17 protein-coding genes are annotated in these 17,540 nt (G+C 44.9%); 13 read left to right on the forward strand and 4 right to left on the reverse strand.

Annotated features, from left to right (window positions below; all coding sequences use genetic code 11):
• The first annotated feature begins 66 nt into the window (after positions 1-66).
• The 4 genes from CSV76_RS07655 to CSV76_RS07670 all read left to right on the forward strand — a co-directional run bounded on the left by CSV76_RS07655 (position 67) and on the right by CSV76_RS07670 (position 5,513).
• Positions 67-1,725 carry a methylmalonyl-CoA mutase family protein gene (locus tag CSV76_RS07655; protein ID WP_158232760.1) on the forward strand — a complete coding sequence of 553 codons (1,659 nt, stop codon included), beginning with the start codon at positions 67-69 and terminating at the stop codon, positions 1,723-1,725.
• Positions 1,718-3,874 (forward strand): methylmalonyl-CoA mutase, encoded by a 2,157-nt coding sequence (gene scpA, locus CSV76_RS07660; protein ID WP_099625179.1) that lies wholly within the window; start codon positions 1,718-1,720, stop codon positions 3,872-3,874. Before CSV76_RS07655 ends, scpA begins: the two co-directional genes overlap by 8 nt.
• 32 nt (positions 3,875-3,906) lie before the next feature.
• Positions 3,907-4,956, forward strand: coding sequence for a methylmalonyl Co-A mutase-associated GTPase MeaB (meaB, locus tag CSV76_RS07665; RefSeq protein WP_099625314.1), 1,050 nt, complete (start codon positions 3,907-3,909; stop codon positions 4,954-4,956).
• A 116-nt stretch (positions 4,957-5,072) separates the two neighbouring features.
• Positions 5,073-5,513, forward strand: a complete 441-nt coding sequence (locus tag CSV76_RS07670) for a BrxA/BrxB family bacilliredoxin (RefSeq protein ID WP_085426126.1) — start codon at positions 5,073-5,075, stop codon at positions 5,511-5,513.
• A gap of 256 nt (positions 5,514-5,769) precedes the next feature.
• Here the strand turns inward: CSV76_RS07670 and prli42 are convergent, their stop codons facing one another.
• Positions 5,770-5,865: a stressosome-associated protein Prli42 gene (gene prli42, locus CSV76_RS17265; RefSeq protein ID WP_158232612.1), complete on the reverse strand. Its 96-nt coding sequence runs from the start codon at positions 5,863-5,865 to the stop codon at positions 5,770-5,772.
• A 123-nt stretch (positions 5,866-5,988) separates the two neighbouring features.
• Here prli42 and mce point away from each other — a divergent pair, with 123 nt between their 5' ends.
• The 6 genes from mce to rnz all read left to right on the forward strand — a co-directional run bounded on the left by mce (position 5,989) and on the right by rnz (position 11,853).
• A complete protein-coding gene (gene mce / locus CSV76_RS07675) occupies positions 5,989-6,396 on the forward strand; it encodes a methylmalonyl-CoA epimerase (protein ID WP_085426127.1) in 408 nt (135 codons plus the stop codon).
• 3 nt (positions 6,397-6,399) lie between these two features.
• On the forward strand, positions 6,400-7,947 hold the full coding sequence (locus tag CSV76_RS07680; protein ID WP_085426128.1) for an acyl-CoA carboxylase subunit beta: 1,548 nt from the start codon (positions 6,400-6,402) through the stop codon (positions 7,945-7,947).
• Between the two features lie 18 nt (positions 7,948-7,965).
• On the forward strand, positions 7,966-9,090 hold the full coding sequence (locus tag CSV76_RS07685; protein ID WP_099625180.1) for a M20/M25/M40 family metallo-hydrolase: 1,125 nt from the start codon (positions 7,966-7,968) through the stop codon (positions 9,088-9,090).
• Positions 9,091-9,126: 36 nt separating this feature from the next.
• On the forward strand, positions 9,127-9,591 hold the full coding sequence (locus CSV76_RS07690; protein WP_085426130.1) for a chemotaxis protein CheW: 465 nt from the start codon (positions 9,127-9,129) through the stop codon (positions 9,589-9,591).
• A gap of 107 nt (positions 9,592-9,698) precedes the next feature.
• Positions 9,699-10,889, forward strand: a complete 1,191-nt coding sequence (locus tag CSV76_RS07695) for a DNA polymerase IV (protein ID WP_085426131.1) — start codon at positions 9,699-9,701, stop codon at positions 10,887-10,889.
• 16 nt (positions 10,890-10,905) lie between these two features.
• Entirely contained in the window at positions 10,906-11,853 is a 948-nt protein-coding gene (rnz, locus tag CSV76_RS07700) for a ribonuclease Z (protein WP_099625181.1), read from the forward strand.
• 272 nt (positions 11,854-12,125) lie between these two features.
• Here the strand turns inward: rnz and proC are convergent, their stop codons facing one another.
• Entirely contained in the window at positions 12,126-12,935 is an 810-nt protein-coding gene (proC, locus tag CSV76_RS07705) for a pyrroline-5-carboxylate reductase (protein WP_099625315.1), read from the reverse strand.
• A gap of 72 nt (positions 12,936-13,007) precedes the next feature.
• Between proC and CSV76_RS17270 the strand changes: the two genes are divergently transcribed.
• Entirely contained in the window at positions 13,008-13,151 is a 144-nt protein-coding gene (locus CSV76_RS17270) for a hypothetical protein (protein ID WP_158232761.1), read from the forward strand.
• Between the two features lie 90 nt (positions 13,152-13,241).
• Here CSV76_RS17270 and CSV76_RS07710 read toward each other — a convergent pair whose 3' ends face one another.
• Both CSV76_RS07710 and CSV76_RS07715 read right to left on the reverse strand, forming a co-directional pair.
• Positions 13,242-14,348: a TFIIB-type zinc ribbon-containing protein gene (locus CSV76_RS07710; protein ID WP_099625182.1), complete on the reverse strand. Its 1,107-nt coding sequence runs from the start codon at positions 14,346-14,348 to the stop codon at positions 13,242-13,244.
• Between the two features lie 10 nt (positions 14,349-14,358).
• Positions 14,359-15,498, reverse strand: a complete 1,140-nt coding sequence (locus tag CSV76_RS07715; protein WP_085426134.1) for an SPFH domain-containing protein — start codon at positions 15,496-15,498, stop codon at positions 14,359-14,361.
• 191 nt (positions 15,499-15,689) lie between these two features.
• Here CSV76_RS07715 and CSV76_RS07720 point away from each other — a divergent pair, with 191 nt between their 5' ends.
• Positions 15,690-16,631, forward strand: a complete 942-nt coding sequence (locus CSV76_RS07720; RefSeq protein WP_085426135.1) for an MBL fold metallo-hydrolase — start codon at positions 15,690-15,692, stop codon at positions 16,629-16,631.
• A complete protein-coding gene (locus CSV76_RS07725; RefSeq protein ID WP_099625183.1) occupies positions 16,618-17,373 on the forward strand; it encodes an SDR family NAD(P)-dependent oxidoreductase in 756 nt (251 codons plus the stop codon). The genes CSV76_RS07720 and CSV76_RS07725 overlap by 14 nt, the downstream gene beginning before the upstream one ends.
• Positions 17,374-17,540 lie beyond the last annotated feature (167 nt).

The raw sequence follows: 17,540 nt of genomic DNA on the forward strand, positions 1-17,540 counted from the left end.
TACGGTACACTAGAATTATTGATGGTTTAAAAAAGGGGAAGGAGCACCATTATGCCTATACATAATATGAAAACATTTACATTCACAGCCCCAAACTTTACCGAATGGAAAGAAGCGGCTGTTCTATCACTGAAAGGGAAGCCTTTTGAATCGTTATACACAAAAACAATCGAGGGCATTGAACTCAATCCACTTTACACAAAAGAGGACCTCGATCAATTAGAGGTCTCACGCGTAACCAAGCCTGCATTTGGCTGGACGATCGCACAACCTGTAAGTGCAACAAATGGGGAACAGTTTGTGCAACAGATGAAGGAATCATTGGCACGCGGCAATGAAGCCATTGCTTACAACGGACTAAAATCTTTAGTCTGGACGGAGCAGGACATCAAACAAGTAGCAGAGTTGATCACGCAATATCCGATTTTATTCACCGAAGTGCAAAGCGATGATCCAATCTTGCAAGCCTTCACATATATAGAAGAATCGAAGCGTCAAGACGTTACTGGAATATGCATTAGTGCAGTCCCGGTACTACCTGAAGGATTCCCAGGAGTTCGTACGAAAGGTGCCGATTTATGGACAGCGCATCACGAAGGTGCAGACGCGGTCACTGAACTTGCGTTATCACTATCACTCGCAGCTGAACTAGCGGATGAAGCTTCTTCATTTGAAGAATTTACAAACGACTTCTATGCACGATTTGCTTCGGATACACATTTTTTCATGGAAATCGCAAAGTTCCGTGCATTCCGGGTGTTGTGGAAGTTATTTAATGAAGCCTATGGAGTGGAAAATGCCAAACAAGTACCTTTACTTGGTATTACTTCACTGCGCTCCTACTCGAAGCTCGATCCATATGTAAACTTATTACGTGGCGGCAACTCTGCATTCGCGGCTATTTTAGGCGGCGCAGATTGGTTGACGGTATTGCCACACGACGTATTGACAGGTACGTCTCCAAGTTCGAATCGTTACGCACGCAATATTCAGTTGATTCTGAAGGAAGAGACACATATCGATCAAGTTCTTGATCCTGCAGGCGGTTCATACTATATCGAGTCGTTGACGACAGAATTAATTCGTAAATCATGGGCGAAGTTCTTAGAGATTGAAGAGAATGGCGGTTATCAAGCGTTCTTGCAGTCTGGTGAATTAAGCAAGCTTTACGCGCAGCGTCAGAAAGAAATGGCGACAGGTAAGAAGACGTTGATCGGTACGAATGTCTATGCAGAATTGACGGATGTAAATTATGCAAACGAATCTACCGTAACAGTTTCCAAACGATTGGCAGTGCCATTTGAAAATATACGTTCTAAACAGAAAGAAGAATTACCGAAAACGGTCTTACTAAACTTTGGCGCGTTGAAAGATTATAAACCACGCGCAGATTTCGTCAGCGGATTTTTGGCAGTTGGCGGGATCGAAGCGACGTGGAGCCCTTCTTTCGAGACGAACGAACAAGCGCTCAGTTGGATCGAAGAACAACAGCCGGATTATGCGGTAATTTGTGCGTCCGCTGCGGACACAGAAGAAGCGGTAACGAACTTCCTCGCTTCGTATAAAGGGAATTGTCCAATTGATACAGCAGGGAAATATCCAGCAGAAACAGCAGATCAGTGGCTTGCAAATGGACTGAATGGTTTCATTTTTGCAGGACAAGACAAGATCGAAAAATTGAATTCTATTATTATGCAAACAAAAGGAGGCCGTTCCGTTGAGTAAACCTGATTTCCGTAAAGTTAATATAGAGCAATCACTCAATGAACTCTCACAGCAAACTTCGTCAAAAGAGAATTTTTTAACGAATGAAGGAATCAATGTAGCGCCTGTCTATACAGCAAAGGACATTGAAAACACTGAGCATTTGAAAGACTTCCCAGGTATTGCACCGAACACACGCGGACCGTATCCGACGATGTACGTGGCACGTCCTTGGACGGTTCGTCAGTATGCTGGTTTCTCTACAGCGGAAGAAAGTAACGCGTTTTACCGTCGGAACTTGGCGATGGGGCAAAAGGGACTTTCTGTTGCGTTTGACCTTGCGACTCACCGAGGGTATGACTCCGATCATCCTCGTGTAACGGGTGACGTAGGTAAAGCGGGAGTTGCCATTGATTCTATTGAAGATATGAAGATTTTATTCGCAGGTATTCCACTTGATCAAATGTCGGTATCAATGACGATGAACGGTGCGGTTTTGCCGATCATGGCGTTCTATATTGTGGCAGCTGAAGAGTCGGGAGTGGCGCCTGAAAAGCTTTCGGGTACTATCCAAAATGATATTCTAAAAGAGTATATGGTACGTAATACGTACATCTTCCCACCGGCTATGTCGATGCGGATCATTGCGGATATTTTCTCGTATACATCTGAAAACATGCCGAAATTTAACTCGATTTCGATCTCGGGTTACCATATGCAAGAAGCGGGAGCGACAGCGGATATCGAGCTGGCGTATACACTTGCAGACGGCTTGGAATATGTTCGTACTGGCTTAAAGGCGGGAATAGATATCGATTCATTCGCACCACGTTTGTCATTCTTCTGGGCAATCGGTATGAACTATTATATGGAAATAGCAAAAATGAGAGCGGCACGGAAAATTTGGGCGCAGATGATGCAGTCATTTGAACCGAAAAATCCGAAGACACTTGCATTACGTACGCATTCTCAAACGTCGGGCTGGAGTTTGACGGAGCAAGATCCATTCAACAACGTAACACGTACATTGGTCGAAGCTAACGCATCCTCTATGGGTCACACGCAGTCATTGCACACGAACGCATTGGATGAAGCAATCGCATTGCCGACAGATTTCTCGGCTCGTATTGCACGGAACACGCAGTTGTTCTTACAAGAAGAGACGATGATGACGAAAGTAATCGATCCTTGGGGCGGTTCGTACTATGTGGAGAAGTTAACGGAAGAGTTAATGGAGAAAGCATGGGAATTAATTGGAGAAATCGAGTCGCTCGGTGGCATGGCAGAAGCAATTGAAACCGGCTTGCCGAAAATGAAAATTGAAGAAGCTGCGGCGAAGCGCCAAGCGAAAATTGATTCCAAAGCGGAAACGATTGTCGGTATGAATAAATATCGTCTCGATACGGAAGATGCGATTGATATTCTCGATATCGATAATACGATGGTACGCCAGAAGCAAATTGACCGCATTAACGATATGAAAGACAAGCGGGATGAAAAAGTAGTTCAAGCAACGCTTACAGCCATCACGGAAGCGGCTAAGAGCGGCGAAGGGAACTTACTTGCATTGGCAGTAGACGCAGCAAGAGCGCGTGCAACAATCGGTGAAATCTCGGATGCAATTGAATCCGTATCCGGTAGACATAAGGCGGTGATCCGTTCAGTGAGTGGTGTGTATAGCGCGAACTTCTCGAATGAAGAGGAAATCCAAGAAGTAAAAGATATGACCGATGAGTTCCTTGAAAATGAAGGGCGTCGTCCACGTATTTTAGTAGCGAAAATGGGTCAAGACGGACATGACCGCGGAGCGAAAGTAATTGCGTCTTCGTTTGCTGACTTAGGATTTGATGTCGATATCGGACCTTTATTCCAAACACCTGAAGAAACAGCTCTACAGGCAGCGGAAAACGATGTGCACGTGATCGGTGTAAGTTCACTTGCGGCAGGTCATAAAACATTGGTTCCGACATTGCGTGAAGAACTGAAGAAAATCAATCGTGAAGACATTTTAGTCGTTGTAGGTGGCGTTATTCCGGCACAGGATTATGATTTCTTGCGCAAGAATGGTGCAGCGGCAATCTTTGGCCCAGGTACGGTTATTCCAGTGGCGGCTCAAAAAGTCATTGAGGAGATTTACCGACAGCTCGGCTACGAGGAAGTGACGGATTGACAGAAAAACAAAACGGACGAGATGAATCAGCAATGCATGTGATGCGCGGAATTAAATCCACTCACGATGGATTTGTTGCCTCTTCCCGTAAACGCTTTGTTAAGAAAGATCCATCTCATAAAAATTTGGATGTATTGAAGCAGGAAATAGAAAATGGCTCACGTCTTTATTTGGCACGCGGTATTACATTGCTCGAAAGTACGAAACCGAGTGATAAAGAGGTTGGTCAGGAAGTGTTGACTAGCCTTCTGCCAAATACGGGCAACTGTATTCGAATTGGGATTACGGGTGTACCGGGTGCAGGGAAAAGTACATTTATCGAGGCGTTCGGTTTGATGCTGGCGGATATGGGACATAAAGTGGCGGTACTCGCGATTGATCCGAGTTCTACGTTGACTGGCGGAAGTATCTTAGGTGACAAGACTCGTATGGAGGAGTTGGCGCGGCATAAAAACGCGTTTATCCGTCCTTCTCCGTCAGCTGGGACGCTTGGCGGCGTGCATAAGAAGTCACGCGAAACGATGTTGCTTTGCGAAGCGGCGGGGTATGACGTGATTTTGATTGAAACGGTCGGAGTCGGGCAAGGCGAAACGATTGTCCGAGGCATGGTCGATTATTTCATGTTGCTCGTGCTGACTGGTGCGGGTGATGAACTGCAAGGAATGAAAAAAGGAATCATGGAGCTGACAGACGGTGTCGTCGTGCATAAGAATGACGGCGCGAATAAACCGCTCGTCAAAAAGACAGTACGCGAATATACACGGATCATGCACATGCTCCAACCGGCTTCTCCTGAATGGACATCGAAAGTGCAACCGGTGTCTTCTATAGAAAAAACAGGCTTGGAAGCGGTATGGGAAACCATTTTGGAGTTCGAACAAGAAATGAAAGATAAGAATCATTGGGATACAAGACGTCAACACCAGACACGTGATTGGTTCCATGCGATGATTCGTGATCACTTGATTGACTCATTCTTTTCAGAGCAAGGCCGTAAATCGCAGGTGAAGGTACTCGAAGAAGAATTGCTAGATGGACATCTAACAGTGACAGGGGCAATTGATCGATTGTTTTCTTCTTGATTCTTGCGTAAATATGCTATGATTAAAGAGGATAGCTAATTATGATTAGGGAAGCTCCGTAGCGGAACTGAACGCGCTATCACAAATATATATACCAAGAGAGGAGATATTGTAAAATGACTATGAACTTTGATTTTTACATGAACGATATGACTAGCCAAGCGAGATCCGAAATGGAGGCTAGCGGCTACAAGCAATTGCAAACACCTGAGGACGTGGAGGAAGCATTCAAGCAACCAGGTACGACGTTAGTAATGGTGAACTCGGTATGTGGATGTGCCGGCGGAATCGCTCGCCCAGCAGCTGCACACGCAGTACACTACGACAAGCGCCCTGACCACTTGGTGACGGTATTTGCTGGACAAGACAAAGAAGCAACTGCACAAGCACGCATGCACTTCGGCGAAGACCACATCCCATCCTCTCCATCATTTGCTCTTCTAAAAGACGGCAAATTGATCGGCGAAGTAGGACGTTTCGAAATCGAAGGACATGATCCAATGTCTGTTGTTGTGAATCTTCAAGAACAGTTTGAAGAGCACTGCGAAGAACTGTAACAAACAAAAGCGGAATGCGCCGTCTAGTCTCGACAGACGCTGGAGGGCCTGAAGCAAAAGGCCGAACTTGCCTTTTGAATCAGGACCGAAGCGATCCGAGAGACTGGCGCATGTAGCTAGATGAAACAAAAGCGGAATGCGCCGTCTAGTCTTAACGGACGCTCGGGTGCTTAAAGCAATTCAGAAGATCGGCGCATTCCGCTTTAGTTAAAAAAAAGCAGTTCGCATACAGTAGTATGCGAACTGCCCTTAATTATTAGAAGAACATGCTGAGACCCATGAACATAGTAGACGCGATCATGGCAGCAATCATCAAGTAGACAACTGTTTTTTGAATTTTTTTATTACTCATGCAGCAAAACTCCTTACGCATTGGAATAGGTTTGTCTCTATTTTAACAGAAATAAGGATTTTCACAACTAGAATGGCTGTTCTATGTACACATACTAGATACGTAGTAAAAGGGGAATGTCTTATGAACAAGGTAGATCATATTGGGATTGCTGTGAAAAGTATTGAGGAAACATTACCATATTACATAGATACACTCGGATTGACAGTTTTAGCGATCGAAGAAGTGGCTAGCCAAGGTGTTAAAGTGGCGTTCATTGATTCGAATAATGTCAAGATTGAGTTGCTTGAACCGATGACAGAGACAAGCCCGATTGCGAAGTTTATAGAAAAACGCGGTGAAGGGGTTCACCATATCGCATTCGGAGTGACAGATATTCGTTCAAGAATGAAGGAATTGGAAGAAAAAGGCGTTCAACTACTTTCAACTGAACCCAAACCAGGTGCTGGCGGAGCAGAAGTTGCATTCTTGCATCCGAAATCATCTTATGGCGTTCTGTATGAATTATGTGAAAAGACTAAGGGGGAATAATAGATGAATATTTACGATAAAATTAATGAACTGTACGACAAGAAACGTGAAATTGAGCTAGGCGGCGGTGATGATCGAATTCTGAAGCAGCACGAAAAGGGGAAACTGACTGCTCGTGAACGGATTGAATTACTACTTGACGAAGGTACATTTGTCGAATTGAATCCATTTGTTGTGCACCGCACACGCGATTTCGGTATGGACAAACTAGAAGGCCCTGGCGACGGTGTCGTAACGGGTTACGGTAAAGTCCACGGTCGTCCTATTTATTTATTCTCCCAAGACTTCACGGTATTCGGTGGCGCACTTGGAGAAATGCACGCAATGAAAATTGCCAATGTTATGGATTTGGCAGCGAAAAACGGTGCTCCATTCATTGGATTGAACGACTCAGGTGGCGCACGTATTCAAGAAGGTGTTCTATCTCTTGACGGCTACGGTGAAATATTCTATCGTAATGCGATTTATTCTGGAGTTATTCCACAAATTTCTGTAATTCTTGGGCCATGTGCGGGTGGCGCGGTGTATTCACCGGCGATCACGGACTTCGTAATTATGACGGATAAAACAAGCCAAATGTTTATTACGGGACCAAAAGTTATCGAAACAGTAACAGGTGAGAAAATCACTTCTGAAGACCTAGGTGGAGCAAAAGTCCACAACACGATCAGTGGTAACGCGCATCTTCGTGGAGCAAGTGAAGAAGAAGTACTGGAAAAAACACGTGAATTATTAACATATCTACCACAGAACAATACAGAAAAGACGCCGATTCAGCCATTCGAAGAGCAGGATGATTATCGTGAAGATTTGGCGGATGTCGTACCTTATGAAACGATCCGTCCATATGACGTGCGTAGAGTATTGGAGCAAGTAGTGGATGAAGGGTCATTCTTTGAAATTCAGCCTGAATTCGCAAAGAACGCAGTAGTCGGCTATGCACGTATGAAAGGTGAAACAGTAGGATTTGTTTGTAACCAGCCAAAAGTAATGGCAGGCGGACTAGACATTAACTCTTCTGATAAAATCGCACGTTTCATCCGTACATGTGACTCATTCAATATTCCATTGATCACTTTTGAAGACGTGACAGGCTTCTTCCCGGGTATAAAACAAGAGCACGGGGGAATCATTCGTCACGGGGCGAAGATTCTATATGCATATTCAGAAGCGACAGTACCAAAAATCACATTAATCTTGCGTAAAGCTTTTGGTGGCGCATATGTTGCGCTGAATTCTAAATCAATCGGTGCGGACTTAGTCTTCGCTTGGCCGAACGCAGAAGTAGCTGTAATGGGTGCTGAAGGTGCAGCGAACATCATTTTCGCACGTGATATCGCAAAGAGTGAAGATCCGGAAGCAACGCGTGCTGCGAAAATCGAAGAATACCGTGAAAAATTTGCAAATCCATATGTTGCGGCTTCACACGGCATGATCGACGATGTAATTGATCCACGCGAAACTCGTATCAAATTGCTTCAAGGACTTGAAATGATGCGCAATAAGCACGAAGATCGTCCGAAGAAAAAGCACGGCAACATTCCACTATAAATAAAGGAGTCTTACATCTTGAATACACAACGATTACTTCAAGAATTTTTGGAGTTAGTAAAAATTGATTCTGAAACTAAAAACGAACGAAATATTGCAGACATTCTGACGAAGAAATTGCAGGAATTAGGCTTTGACGTGACCGAAGATGATACAGCGGAAAAGACAGGACACGGTGCAGGTAATTTAATTGCCAACTTGCCGGGTACAGTGACTGACGCGGATCCGATTTTCTTCACATGTCATATGGATACAGTCGTTCCAGGACAATCTATTCAGCCAATCGTCAAAGAAGATGGCTATGTCTACAGTGACGGCACAACGATTTTGGGTGCTGACGATAAAGCTGGGATTGCCGCTCTTCTGGAAATGGCGAAAGTCATCCAAGAGTCAGAAAAGCCTCATGGCCCAATCCAGTTCATTATCACTGCTGGTGAAGAGAGTGGATTAGTCGGAGCGAAAGCGATGAGTCCTGACTATTTGAAGGCGAAATACGGCTTTGCGGTCGATAGCGACGGAGAAGTAGGCGGCATTGTTACGGCTGCTCCTTATCAGTCGAAATTATGGACGACGATTTACGGTAAGACAGCTCACGCTGGTGTGGCGCCTGAAAAAGGGATTTCTGCTATTTCACTTGCAGCTAAATCCATTGCGGGCATGAAACTAGGTAGAATCGATGAAGAGACGACAGCGAATATCGGTCGTTTTGAAGGCGGGAAAGCTACGAATATCGTTTGTGAAGAAGCTTTCATCCTGTCTGAAGTTCGCTCGATCAATCCTGATAAAATGAAGCAACAAATCGACTTAATGGTCGAGAAGTTTGCTTCGACTTCTGAATCGTTAGGTGGTAAAGCGGAAACTGAAACACAACTCATGTATCCTGGTTTCTCGATCGGGGATGACGAAGAAGTCGTGCAAGTAGCGATGAAATCCATCCGCAATATCGGTCGTGAACCTAAAATTATGACAAGTGGAGGCGGAAGTGATGGCAATGTGTTCAACGGTATGGGTGTTCCAACTGTCACATTGTCTGTCGGTTATGAAGAGATTCATACGAAAAATGAACGCATGCCGGTGAAAGAGTTGGAGAAGCTGACTGAATTATTGCTTGAAATTGTCGGTAATGCAATTCACACGGCGTAATAATCTCAACCAAGAGCCTTGAAAGAAGGTGCAACTATGCAAACTGTGATAGTACGGACAGGCAATGAAGAATATGCACTGCCGGTAGAATCGGTGATTTCCATCGAGAAACTGGAATACGTCACACCGATTCCTCATCTTCCCCCGTATTTACTTGGACTGATGAAATCGCGTGGTGAACTGGTGCCTATTCTCGATTTAAGTCAAATCCTATATCATCAAGCGACACCACGGGATATCGAATCCCATGTAGTTGTCGTGAAAACGGATCAGCTTGAAGTTGGTTTATTAGTGCTAGACGCAAGAGAGATCTTGGAATTGCCAGAGGACCGGTTAACTTCTACCGCGTTAAAAGCCTATTCAAAAACACCTTACTTCGTGACTGTAGCGAATTTGGAAGATCGCGTCGTAACTGTCATTGATCCGAATATTATGGCGGACACACTTCATGGAATGGATGAAATCTCTAGCTATATGAAGGAACAGCATCAATCAAATTAGTAGGCAAAAAGAACATACATTTGTTAAAATGGAGGAGTGGCAGACTGAAGTCGGTTTGCCGCTTTTTCCTATTACATAAATATTTCCCAGGAAAGAAAGGTGTTTACATGACGGATCTGACTATCGCTAATCCACGTGTCATTATGCATCTTGATATGAACAGCTTCTTTGCCTCTGTTGAACAGGCTGCGAATCCTAAGCTGAAAGGAATTCCACTTGCGGTCGCCGGTAACCCGAAAGAACGCAGAGGAATTCTCGTGACATGTTCATATGAGGCAAGGGCATTCGGTGTTTACACGACGATGACTGTTGGAGAAGCTAAACGCCTCTGTCCAAATTTAACGATTATTCCACCACGTCATGAATTATACCGGCAGATGTCTGATTCCGTTTTTGAAATCCTCCGAAGTTATACAGAATGGGTGGAACCTGTTTCCATCGATGAAGCGTATATCGATACGACGGAGATTGGTGGATTGACACGTGCCTATGATTTGGCCCGGGAAATCCAGTTGCGTATTTTAGCAGAACTCGATTTGCCATGCTCAATTGGCATTGCACCGAATAAATTTTTAGCAAAGACTGCTTCTGACATGAAGAAGCCGATGGGAATTACAATTTTACGCAAACGTGAAGTACAGAAAAAACTTTGGCCATTGCCCGTTATAGAGATGCATGGAATCGGCAAGCGGACGGAAGAGAAATTGCATAGTGCGGGTATCAAGACGTTGGGTGATTTGGCTACTGCTGAAAAAATCACGTTAGAAGCATTACTCGGAAAAAATGGGCTGCGCTTGAAACAACGTGCAAACGGTATCGATACGCGGCCAGTTGATCCAGAAAGCGCGGAAGAACGCAAAAGTATCGGCAGCTCCACGACACTGCCAATTGATTTGACTGAGTTTGAAGAATGCGTGCCCATATTCGAACGTTTGGCGAAAAAAGTGGCCGCACGATTGGAAACGAAACTTTTGGCAGGCATGACGATCAGTATCCAAATCCGCTACGCCGATTGGCAGAACACGACGAGGAGCAGAACGCTTCAGCAAGCTGTCTATCTTGAAGAAGATATTACGAAAGTGGCACTGCAATTGTTTCGGCAACACTGGAATGATGAGCCAATTCGATTGCTTGGCATAACGGCGGCCAACGTCATTGAACGTTCCGAAATGGTCAAACAACTGACGTTCGATAATTATGAACAACAGGAAAAGGAATATGAAATGGATCAGCTCATGTCGAGCCTGACGCAACGTTTCGGAGATGGTATTATTAAAAAAGGATTTACGAAGAATTAGGAAGGAGGGAATGAATGTGGACATAGAATTTTTGGGGACAGGCGCAGGAATGCCTTCAAAGCAACGCAATACATCTGCACTCGTTCTCGACCTGACAGATGAGAACAAGGAAAATTGGCTGTTTGACTGTGGAGAAGCGACGCAACATCAATTATTGCACAGTGCGATCAAGCCAAAGAAAATCACAAAAATCTTCATTACGCATTTACATGGTGACCATATTTTCGGATTACCTGGTTTTCTCAGTTCGCGCGCATTTTTAGGCGGCGGTGATCCCGTTGATCTGTATGGGCCAGCAGGCTTGAAAGAATGGTTGCAACATACCTATAAAGTGACGGGTACATACTTGCCTTACAAGCTGAACGTTCATGAAATTCATGACGGCATGATTCTTGAAACGGATGAATTCAAGGTTTACGCGAAAGAAGTCCAGCATGTCATCCAAAGTTTTGGCTTTCGTATTGAACAAAAAGAGTTGCCGGGTACATTGTTGATCGACAAAGCGATTGAACAAGGTGTTCCGAAAGGTCCGTTGTTACAGCGATTGAAAGACGGCCTTGATGTTGAGCTCGACAATGGGCAGGTTGTTTACAGCAAAGACGTCACGACAGAGAAGAAAAAAGGCTTTGTTATTACAGTCATTGGGGATACGTCGTATTGCGCGGCTTCCGTTGAACTGGCACAAGACGCAGATATCCTCATTCACGAAGCAACATTCACCGATGAATACGCTGAAGGCGCGAAAGAATTCGGTCATTCAACTATTGTGGAAGCGGCGACTGTCGCGAAAGAAGCAAACGTTAAGAATTTAATTGCCAACCATATTAGCGCACGTTTTATGCCAAGTGAAATGCCCGCATTCATTGCGGAAGGTACTGAAGTGTTCGAGGCTACTTCCATTGCGGATGATTTTGCGCGTTATCAGTGGAAACATGGCGAATTAACGAAGTTAGTGAAAAATTAAAGTGCTATCCAAGAAGTCGTCTTGCATGAGACTTTTTGCGATGGCGCTTTTTTATTCGTTTTGAGGGCGAGGGTTTGATTGGTCCAGCGCTCAATGTTTCCGCGTTACCGCTCTATGAGGCCGCTTGACTGCTCTATCAAGCCTCGCGGGCGCTCTATTAGCCGTCGCGAATGCTCTATGCAGCTTCAATTCCGCTCATAGCACCCAAAATTCCGCTCATAGAAAAAGACGCTTAACGGAATATCCTATCCCGCAAGCGTCTTCATCTACTATTATTTCCCAGAACCAAGTTGACGTGATCGATTTTCTGCACTGATCAAGCAGTCCGAAATAATTGTCTTAAAGTTATGGTCTTCTAAAGAACGCAGACCTGCTGCGGTCGTACCGCCAGGACTCGTCACATTTGTCCGCAACACACTTGGTTCTTCACCAGTCTTTTGCAACATGGATGCCGCTCCGTAAATGGTTTGAACAATGAGCTCCCTAGCATCCGCTGCATCTAAACCTTGGGCTACCGCTGCTTCTTCCATCGCTTCGACGAGGTAATAAATATATGCCGGGCCGCTGCCGGAAAGGGCTGTGACTGCATGCAGATCATCTTCTTCGACGACTTTAACGATGCCGATTGCATTTAACAAGCTCAAAATGGATTGTTGCATTTTATCTGACACTGCTTTATTGAATGCGATACCGCTTGCCGCTTTTCCTATAGTAGCGGACGTGTTCGGCATCGAGCGCGCAATCGGACGTTTGCCAAGGCCGTTTTCAAATGTCTCGATGGAAATGCCAGCAATGACCGAAAGGACCGTCGTGTCTTCTCCGAGATACGGGGCGATATCCTGCATAACTTTCTCTACGTCTTTAGGCTTTGTCGCGAGAACGACCAAGTCCACATTCTTAATGAAATCCCGGTCTTCGCACACTTTTGTAATGCCGTAACGTGACTCGAGTTCATCTAAACGATCTTTGTCTGAACGGTTCATAACATAGACGTTTTCTTCATATAGTACTCGTTTATTTACGATTCCCGCAATAATAGCTTCAGCCATCTGTCCGGCTCCTACAAATAAAATTTTCTCCATTTCCAACATCCTTCCCAAAATAAAAAAGCGCTCTCGTCCCATAGTTCAGGACGAAAACGCTCGGTTTCCGCGGTGCCACCTAAATTTGCTGTTTCCGACAGCACACTTCACGTCTTCTTTATCGCAGAAGATACGGTCGTGTTTCCACAACAGCTCGGAAGGAGGTTCGAAGGGGAGTGGGATACATGGCTCGCAGCCTTGGCCATGCTCTCTTAAATCCATCCACCCTTTACTAATCTTCCTCATTGCCCGTTCCATACTATTTTTATGATTATGTCATGTACAAACTGAAAAGTCAAACCGCCCTTAACTGTCAATGAATAAGTAGACGATGAATATAACAATCAGAATGGAGATGACGAGCGAAGTGATCTTCATCGCGCTCAGTGGATAATTGCCCGATACTTTTCCGGTTTGTCCATTGACAATGAATTGATAAATTTTCTCCTTGAAATGAAATGAAGAAATCCAGATCGGCAATAATATATGCTTGTACGTGATGTCTTTGTAGTCGGTTGAAAGACTAGCTACTTCCACGATATCACCTGCAACGGAGCGTTCGATACCGTTAACGATTCCTCGTGTCATGATGTCTTTCGCTTTAGAGAATCCCTGTTGCAATGAAACGGAATAACGCTCAGCGAGGAATCCCGACATGTATTCTACTTTATAATCCGTCAAACTTGTCAATTGAAAAGGTTGTACTTTCTGCAATAATTTCGGTTCGACGGTGTGAGATGCTTTAATGAGAATATCATCGAAAAACTCGCGATAATTGCCGCTTTCTTGATGCCAGCGGATTTTCCTCACTTGCTCGGTCACTTGTCTTGCTTTGCCGTCTTCATACACCGTCCGAGTTTCAGTAACATAATAGTAATTTCCGACACGCACGACATATTGTGAAGAGGTTTGGCTATCATACGTCCAGTATGGTAAGTAAGCGCCAGAGATTTTATTGAGTCGATAAGTTTTCTTTAGTGTATTGGGTGCGAAAAAATGCCCTTTGATCCATTCTTTGAACTTCGCTTGGGCTTGTTCATTTGAGACTTGGAATGGAATCAATAATCCAGGCTGGATCCCCGCGTCCTGATCGGTCACTGTAATATGGGAGGAACCACAAAACGAACAGAAATCCGCGACGACATGTGCGTCGAGTACGGATTCCGCTCCACAGTTGCCACAAGAGAAAACACGTTTCTCTTCATTCCATAGATGTTGTAGATTATTTCCTGCTTCATTGAAATCCAATTCTACGTGGTGGTCGAACGTTGCTTCGATCGGCATTTCATGACCGCAAAATGGACATTTCAAGCCAAGTGTTTCGGGATCGTATTCCGTATTTCCGCCACAGGAAGGACATTTGATATTTTGCGTATCTTCTACGACAGTGTTTTGTTCATCAAATGAAGTCAACGAACATCCCTCACTTTACGTCTAACGTCTCACCGCATTCTGCGCAGAATTTCGCACCTGGCAGATTGGCGTGTGAGCAGGCAGGACAAATTTTCTCCGCGACTTGAGATGTACCGCAAACGCTACAAAACTTTGCATCTTTCGGAATCATAGTCTCGCACTTAATACACGGTACTTTATCGGTTTCGACAGACTTTCCGCACTGACCGCAGAACTTCGCATCTGCATTGATTGTTGCTTGACAATGCGGGCATGATTTCGTTGCAGCTTGTGCTTGGGGCTGCTGTGTTTGGTTCTGATTCATCGCATTGGCCATCACTTGACCCATGCCCATTCCAGCGCCCATACCGACACCTGCACCTGCCATGCCGCCTTCATTTTGTGCCGCGTCACGCATAGCTTCCGCAGCTTGATATTGCTGGTATTGTTGCATATTACCAAGCACACCCATCGACGTGCGTTTATCCATCGCTTCTTCGACTTCTTTAGGCAATGACAGATTTTCGATATAAAGTGACGTGATTTCGAATCCAAATGCTGCGAAACGAGACATCATTTTCTCTTTACCTTTATCACTTAATTCGTCGTAATGCATCGACAGGTCGAGCGCTGGTATTTGCGACTCCGCGAATAGATCAGACAAACCTGAAATAATCATTTTCTTCAACTGTCCTTCGACTGCATTCGTATCATAAGAGCTATTCGTTCCAAATAGTTCACGTAGGAAAACAGTAGGCTCTGCCACGCGATACGAATAAATTCCGTACCCACGAAGACGAATCATGCCAAAATCAGGATCGCGCATCATGATCGGGTTCGCCGTTCCCCATTTTTGATTGATAAACTGCTTTGTATTAATGAAATACACTTCTGCTTTAAATGGCGAATCAAAGCCGTATTTCCATGACTTTAACTTGGTGAGGACGGGCATATTCTGCGTGTAGAGAATGTGGCGGCCGGGTCCGAAAACGTCTGCGATTTCGCCTTCATTGACGAAAATTGCCACTTGTGATTCTCTGACGGTTAGTTCTGCTCCCATTTTAATTTCATTATTATGAACTGGGAACTGATAGACTAATGTATTGGCGTCTTGCGCTTGCCATTCGATTACTTCGATGAATTGGTTTTTGAACATATTAAAAAATCCCATAGTGATCCCTCCAACTCGACATGATATTTGCAAATCATGCGATTTCTTGTAGTATACCATACGTAGAATCGGGGAAATGGTTTCATTTTGCAGGAAAATACTTTCTGTAAATGAGTGAACTAGACGTGACGCTCATGAAAATAAAGGGTACAATAGACTGAACAGTCATTCATTTATGAGGGGGAAGTTTTATGATTACGAAAATTATTACACCGACGCCATTTGCGGTTGGTGATGTGAACTGCTTTTTATTAAAAGGCGACACGCTGACGCTCGTGGACGCGGCTACGAAAACACCTGAAGCACGTGAAGTATTGCAGATGAAATTAAAGGAAATGGGCTATACGTTTCATGATATAGAGCAAGTATTCGTCACGCATCACCATCCCGATCACTGCGGTCTGGTAGAGCAGTTCGACCGCGCGGAAATTCTAGGTCACCCATACTTAAACTACTGGTTATCACGTGACGCAGAATTTCTCGATCGCCACGACCGCTTTTACGAACAGTCTTTACTAGAAGAAGGCGTGCCGGATGAGTATTCGAAATGGCTTCAACGTTTCCGCCGATCGGTCGACATGATGGGCGATCGTCCCGTTGACCGAATCATGAATGAAGGCGATGATTTGCCAGGGCATCCAGGTTGGAAAATCCAAGAGTCACTCGGCCACGCGCAAAGTCATTTATCGTTGTTCAATGAGCAGCAAGGTATTCTTATCGGTGGGGACTTATTGCTTGAGAAAGTGTCATCAAATCCATTAATTGAGCCTCCATTAAAAAAAGAGCAAGGACGTCCGAAGTCGTTGCTACAATATAATGCATCTCTGAAACGTTTGTTGGATTTGCCGGTATCACTCGTCTACGGTGGACATGGTGGCGAGATTATGAACGCCCATGAACTCATTACGGAACGCCTAGCGAAGCAACATGACCGTGCAATGAAAGTGCTCGCGATGCTAGACGAATCGAAGACAGTCTATGACGTAACTAAGTTATTATTCCCAGCCGTTTATGAGAAAGAACTCGGATTGACACTGTCTGAAACGATCGGACAATTGGATTATTTAGTAGCCAATGAATTCATTTCGGAAACAACCGACTCTGTAGGGGTTCATCACTATGTCCGCATCTAAAACGGTACTGATCACGGGTGCAACGAGTGGTATTGGGTTCGAACTTGCCAAGCGTTTGTCGGTGTTGAAGAACTACCGCGTCATCGCCACAGGACGTAATGCGAAAGCGTTAGAAGAACTGCGTACGCTTGGCGTAGAAGGATACTGTGCCGATCTGCGCGATACGAAGCAACTCGACTGGTTATTATCTTCTATCGAAACCCCTGACCTTGTCGTTTTCTCAGCTGGAGTAGGGAAGTTCCACTTGGCATACGAGACAACGGATGAAGACACGCAGGCAATGCTAGAGACAAATGTCCGTGTACCGATGCAACTGACTGCTCGCGTAGTACCTGCAATGATCAAGCGTAAGCACGGGCACTTACTTTATATAGGCTCACAGGCAGGGAAAGTAGCCACGCCGAAAACATCAGTCTACGCCGCAACGAAGCATGCACTGATCGGCTACACGAACGCCGTACGCATGGAAGTCGCACCGTATAACATCGACGTATCCGTCATCCATCCAGGACCAATCGACACGCCATTCATCGAACTCGCGGACGTCACCGGCGGCTACAAACAAGCAATGGGCAGCCAGCTACTCTCAGTCGATACAGTGGTCTCTGCCGTCATGGACACAATCGAGCGACCTAGACGTGAAATAAACTTACCGAAAATCACTGGCTTAACGAGCAGACTTTACGCACTCGCACCGAGTCTAGTAGAAACTATCGGAAAACCATTCTTCTATAAGAAGTAAGAATTATATAGAGCGCTGTCGCTAAAAGTCGTGAAGTTACGACTTGTGGCGGCAGCGTTTTTAGCGTTGTGAAGAAAAGCAGTAACGTCATCTAGTATGTAGTTTAATACGATCGTTAACACACTAAACTAGTTGATCTTCGTTCCAGGCGGCGACTCCAGCGGGAA

The organism is Sporosarcina sp. P17b (genome assembly GCF_002743115.1).
GTDB classification, from domain to species: Bacteria; Bacillota; Bacilli; order Bacillales_A; family Planococcaceae; genus Sporosarcina; species Sporosarcina ureae_C.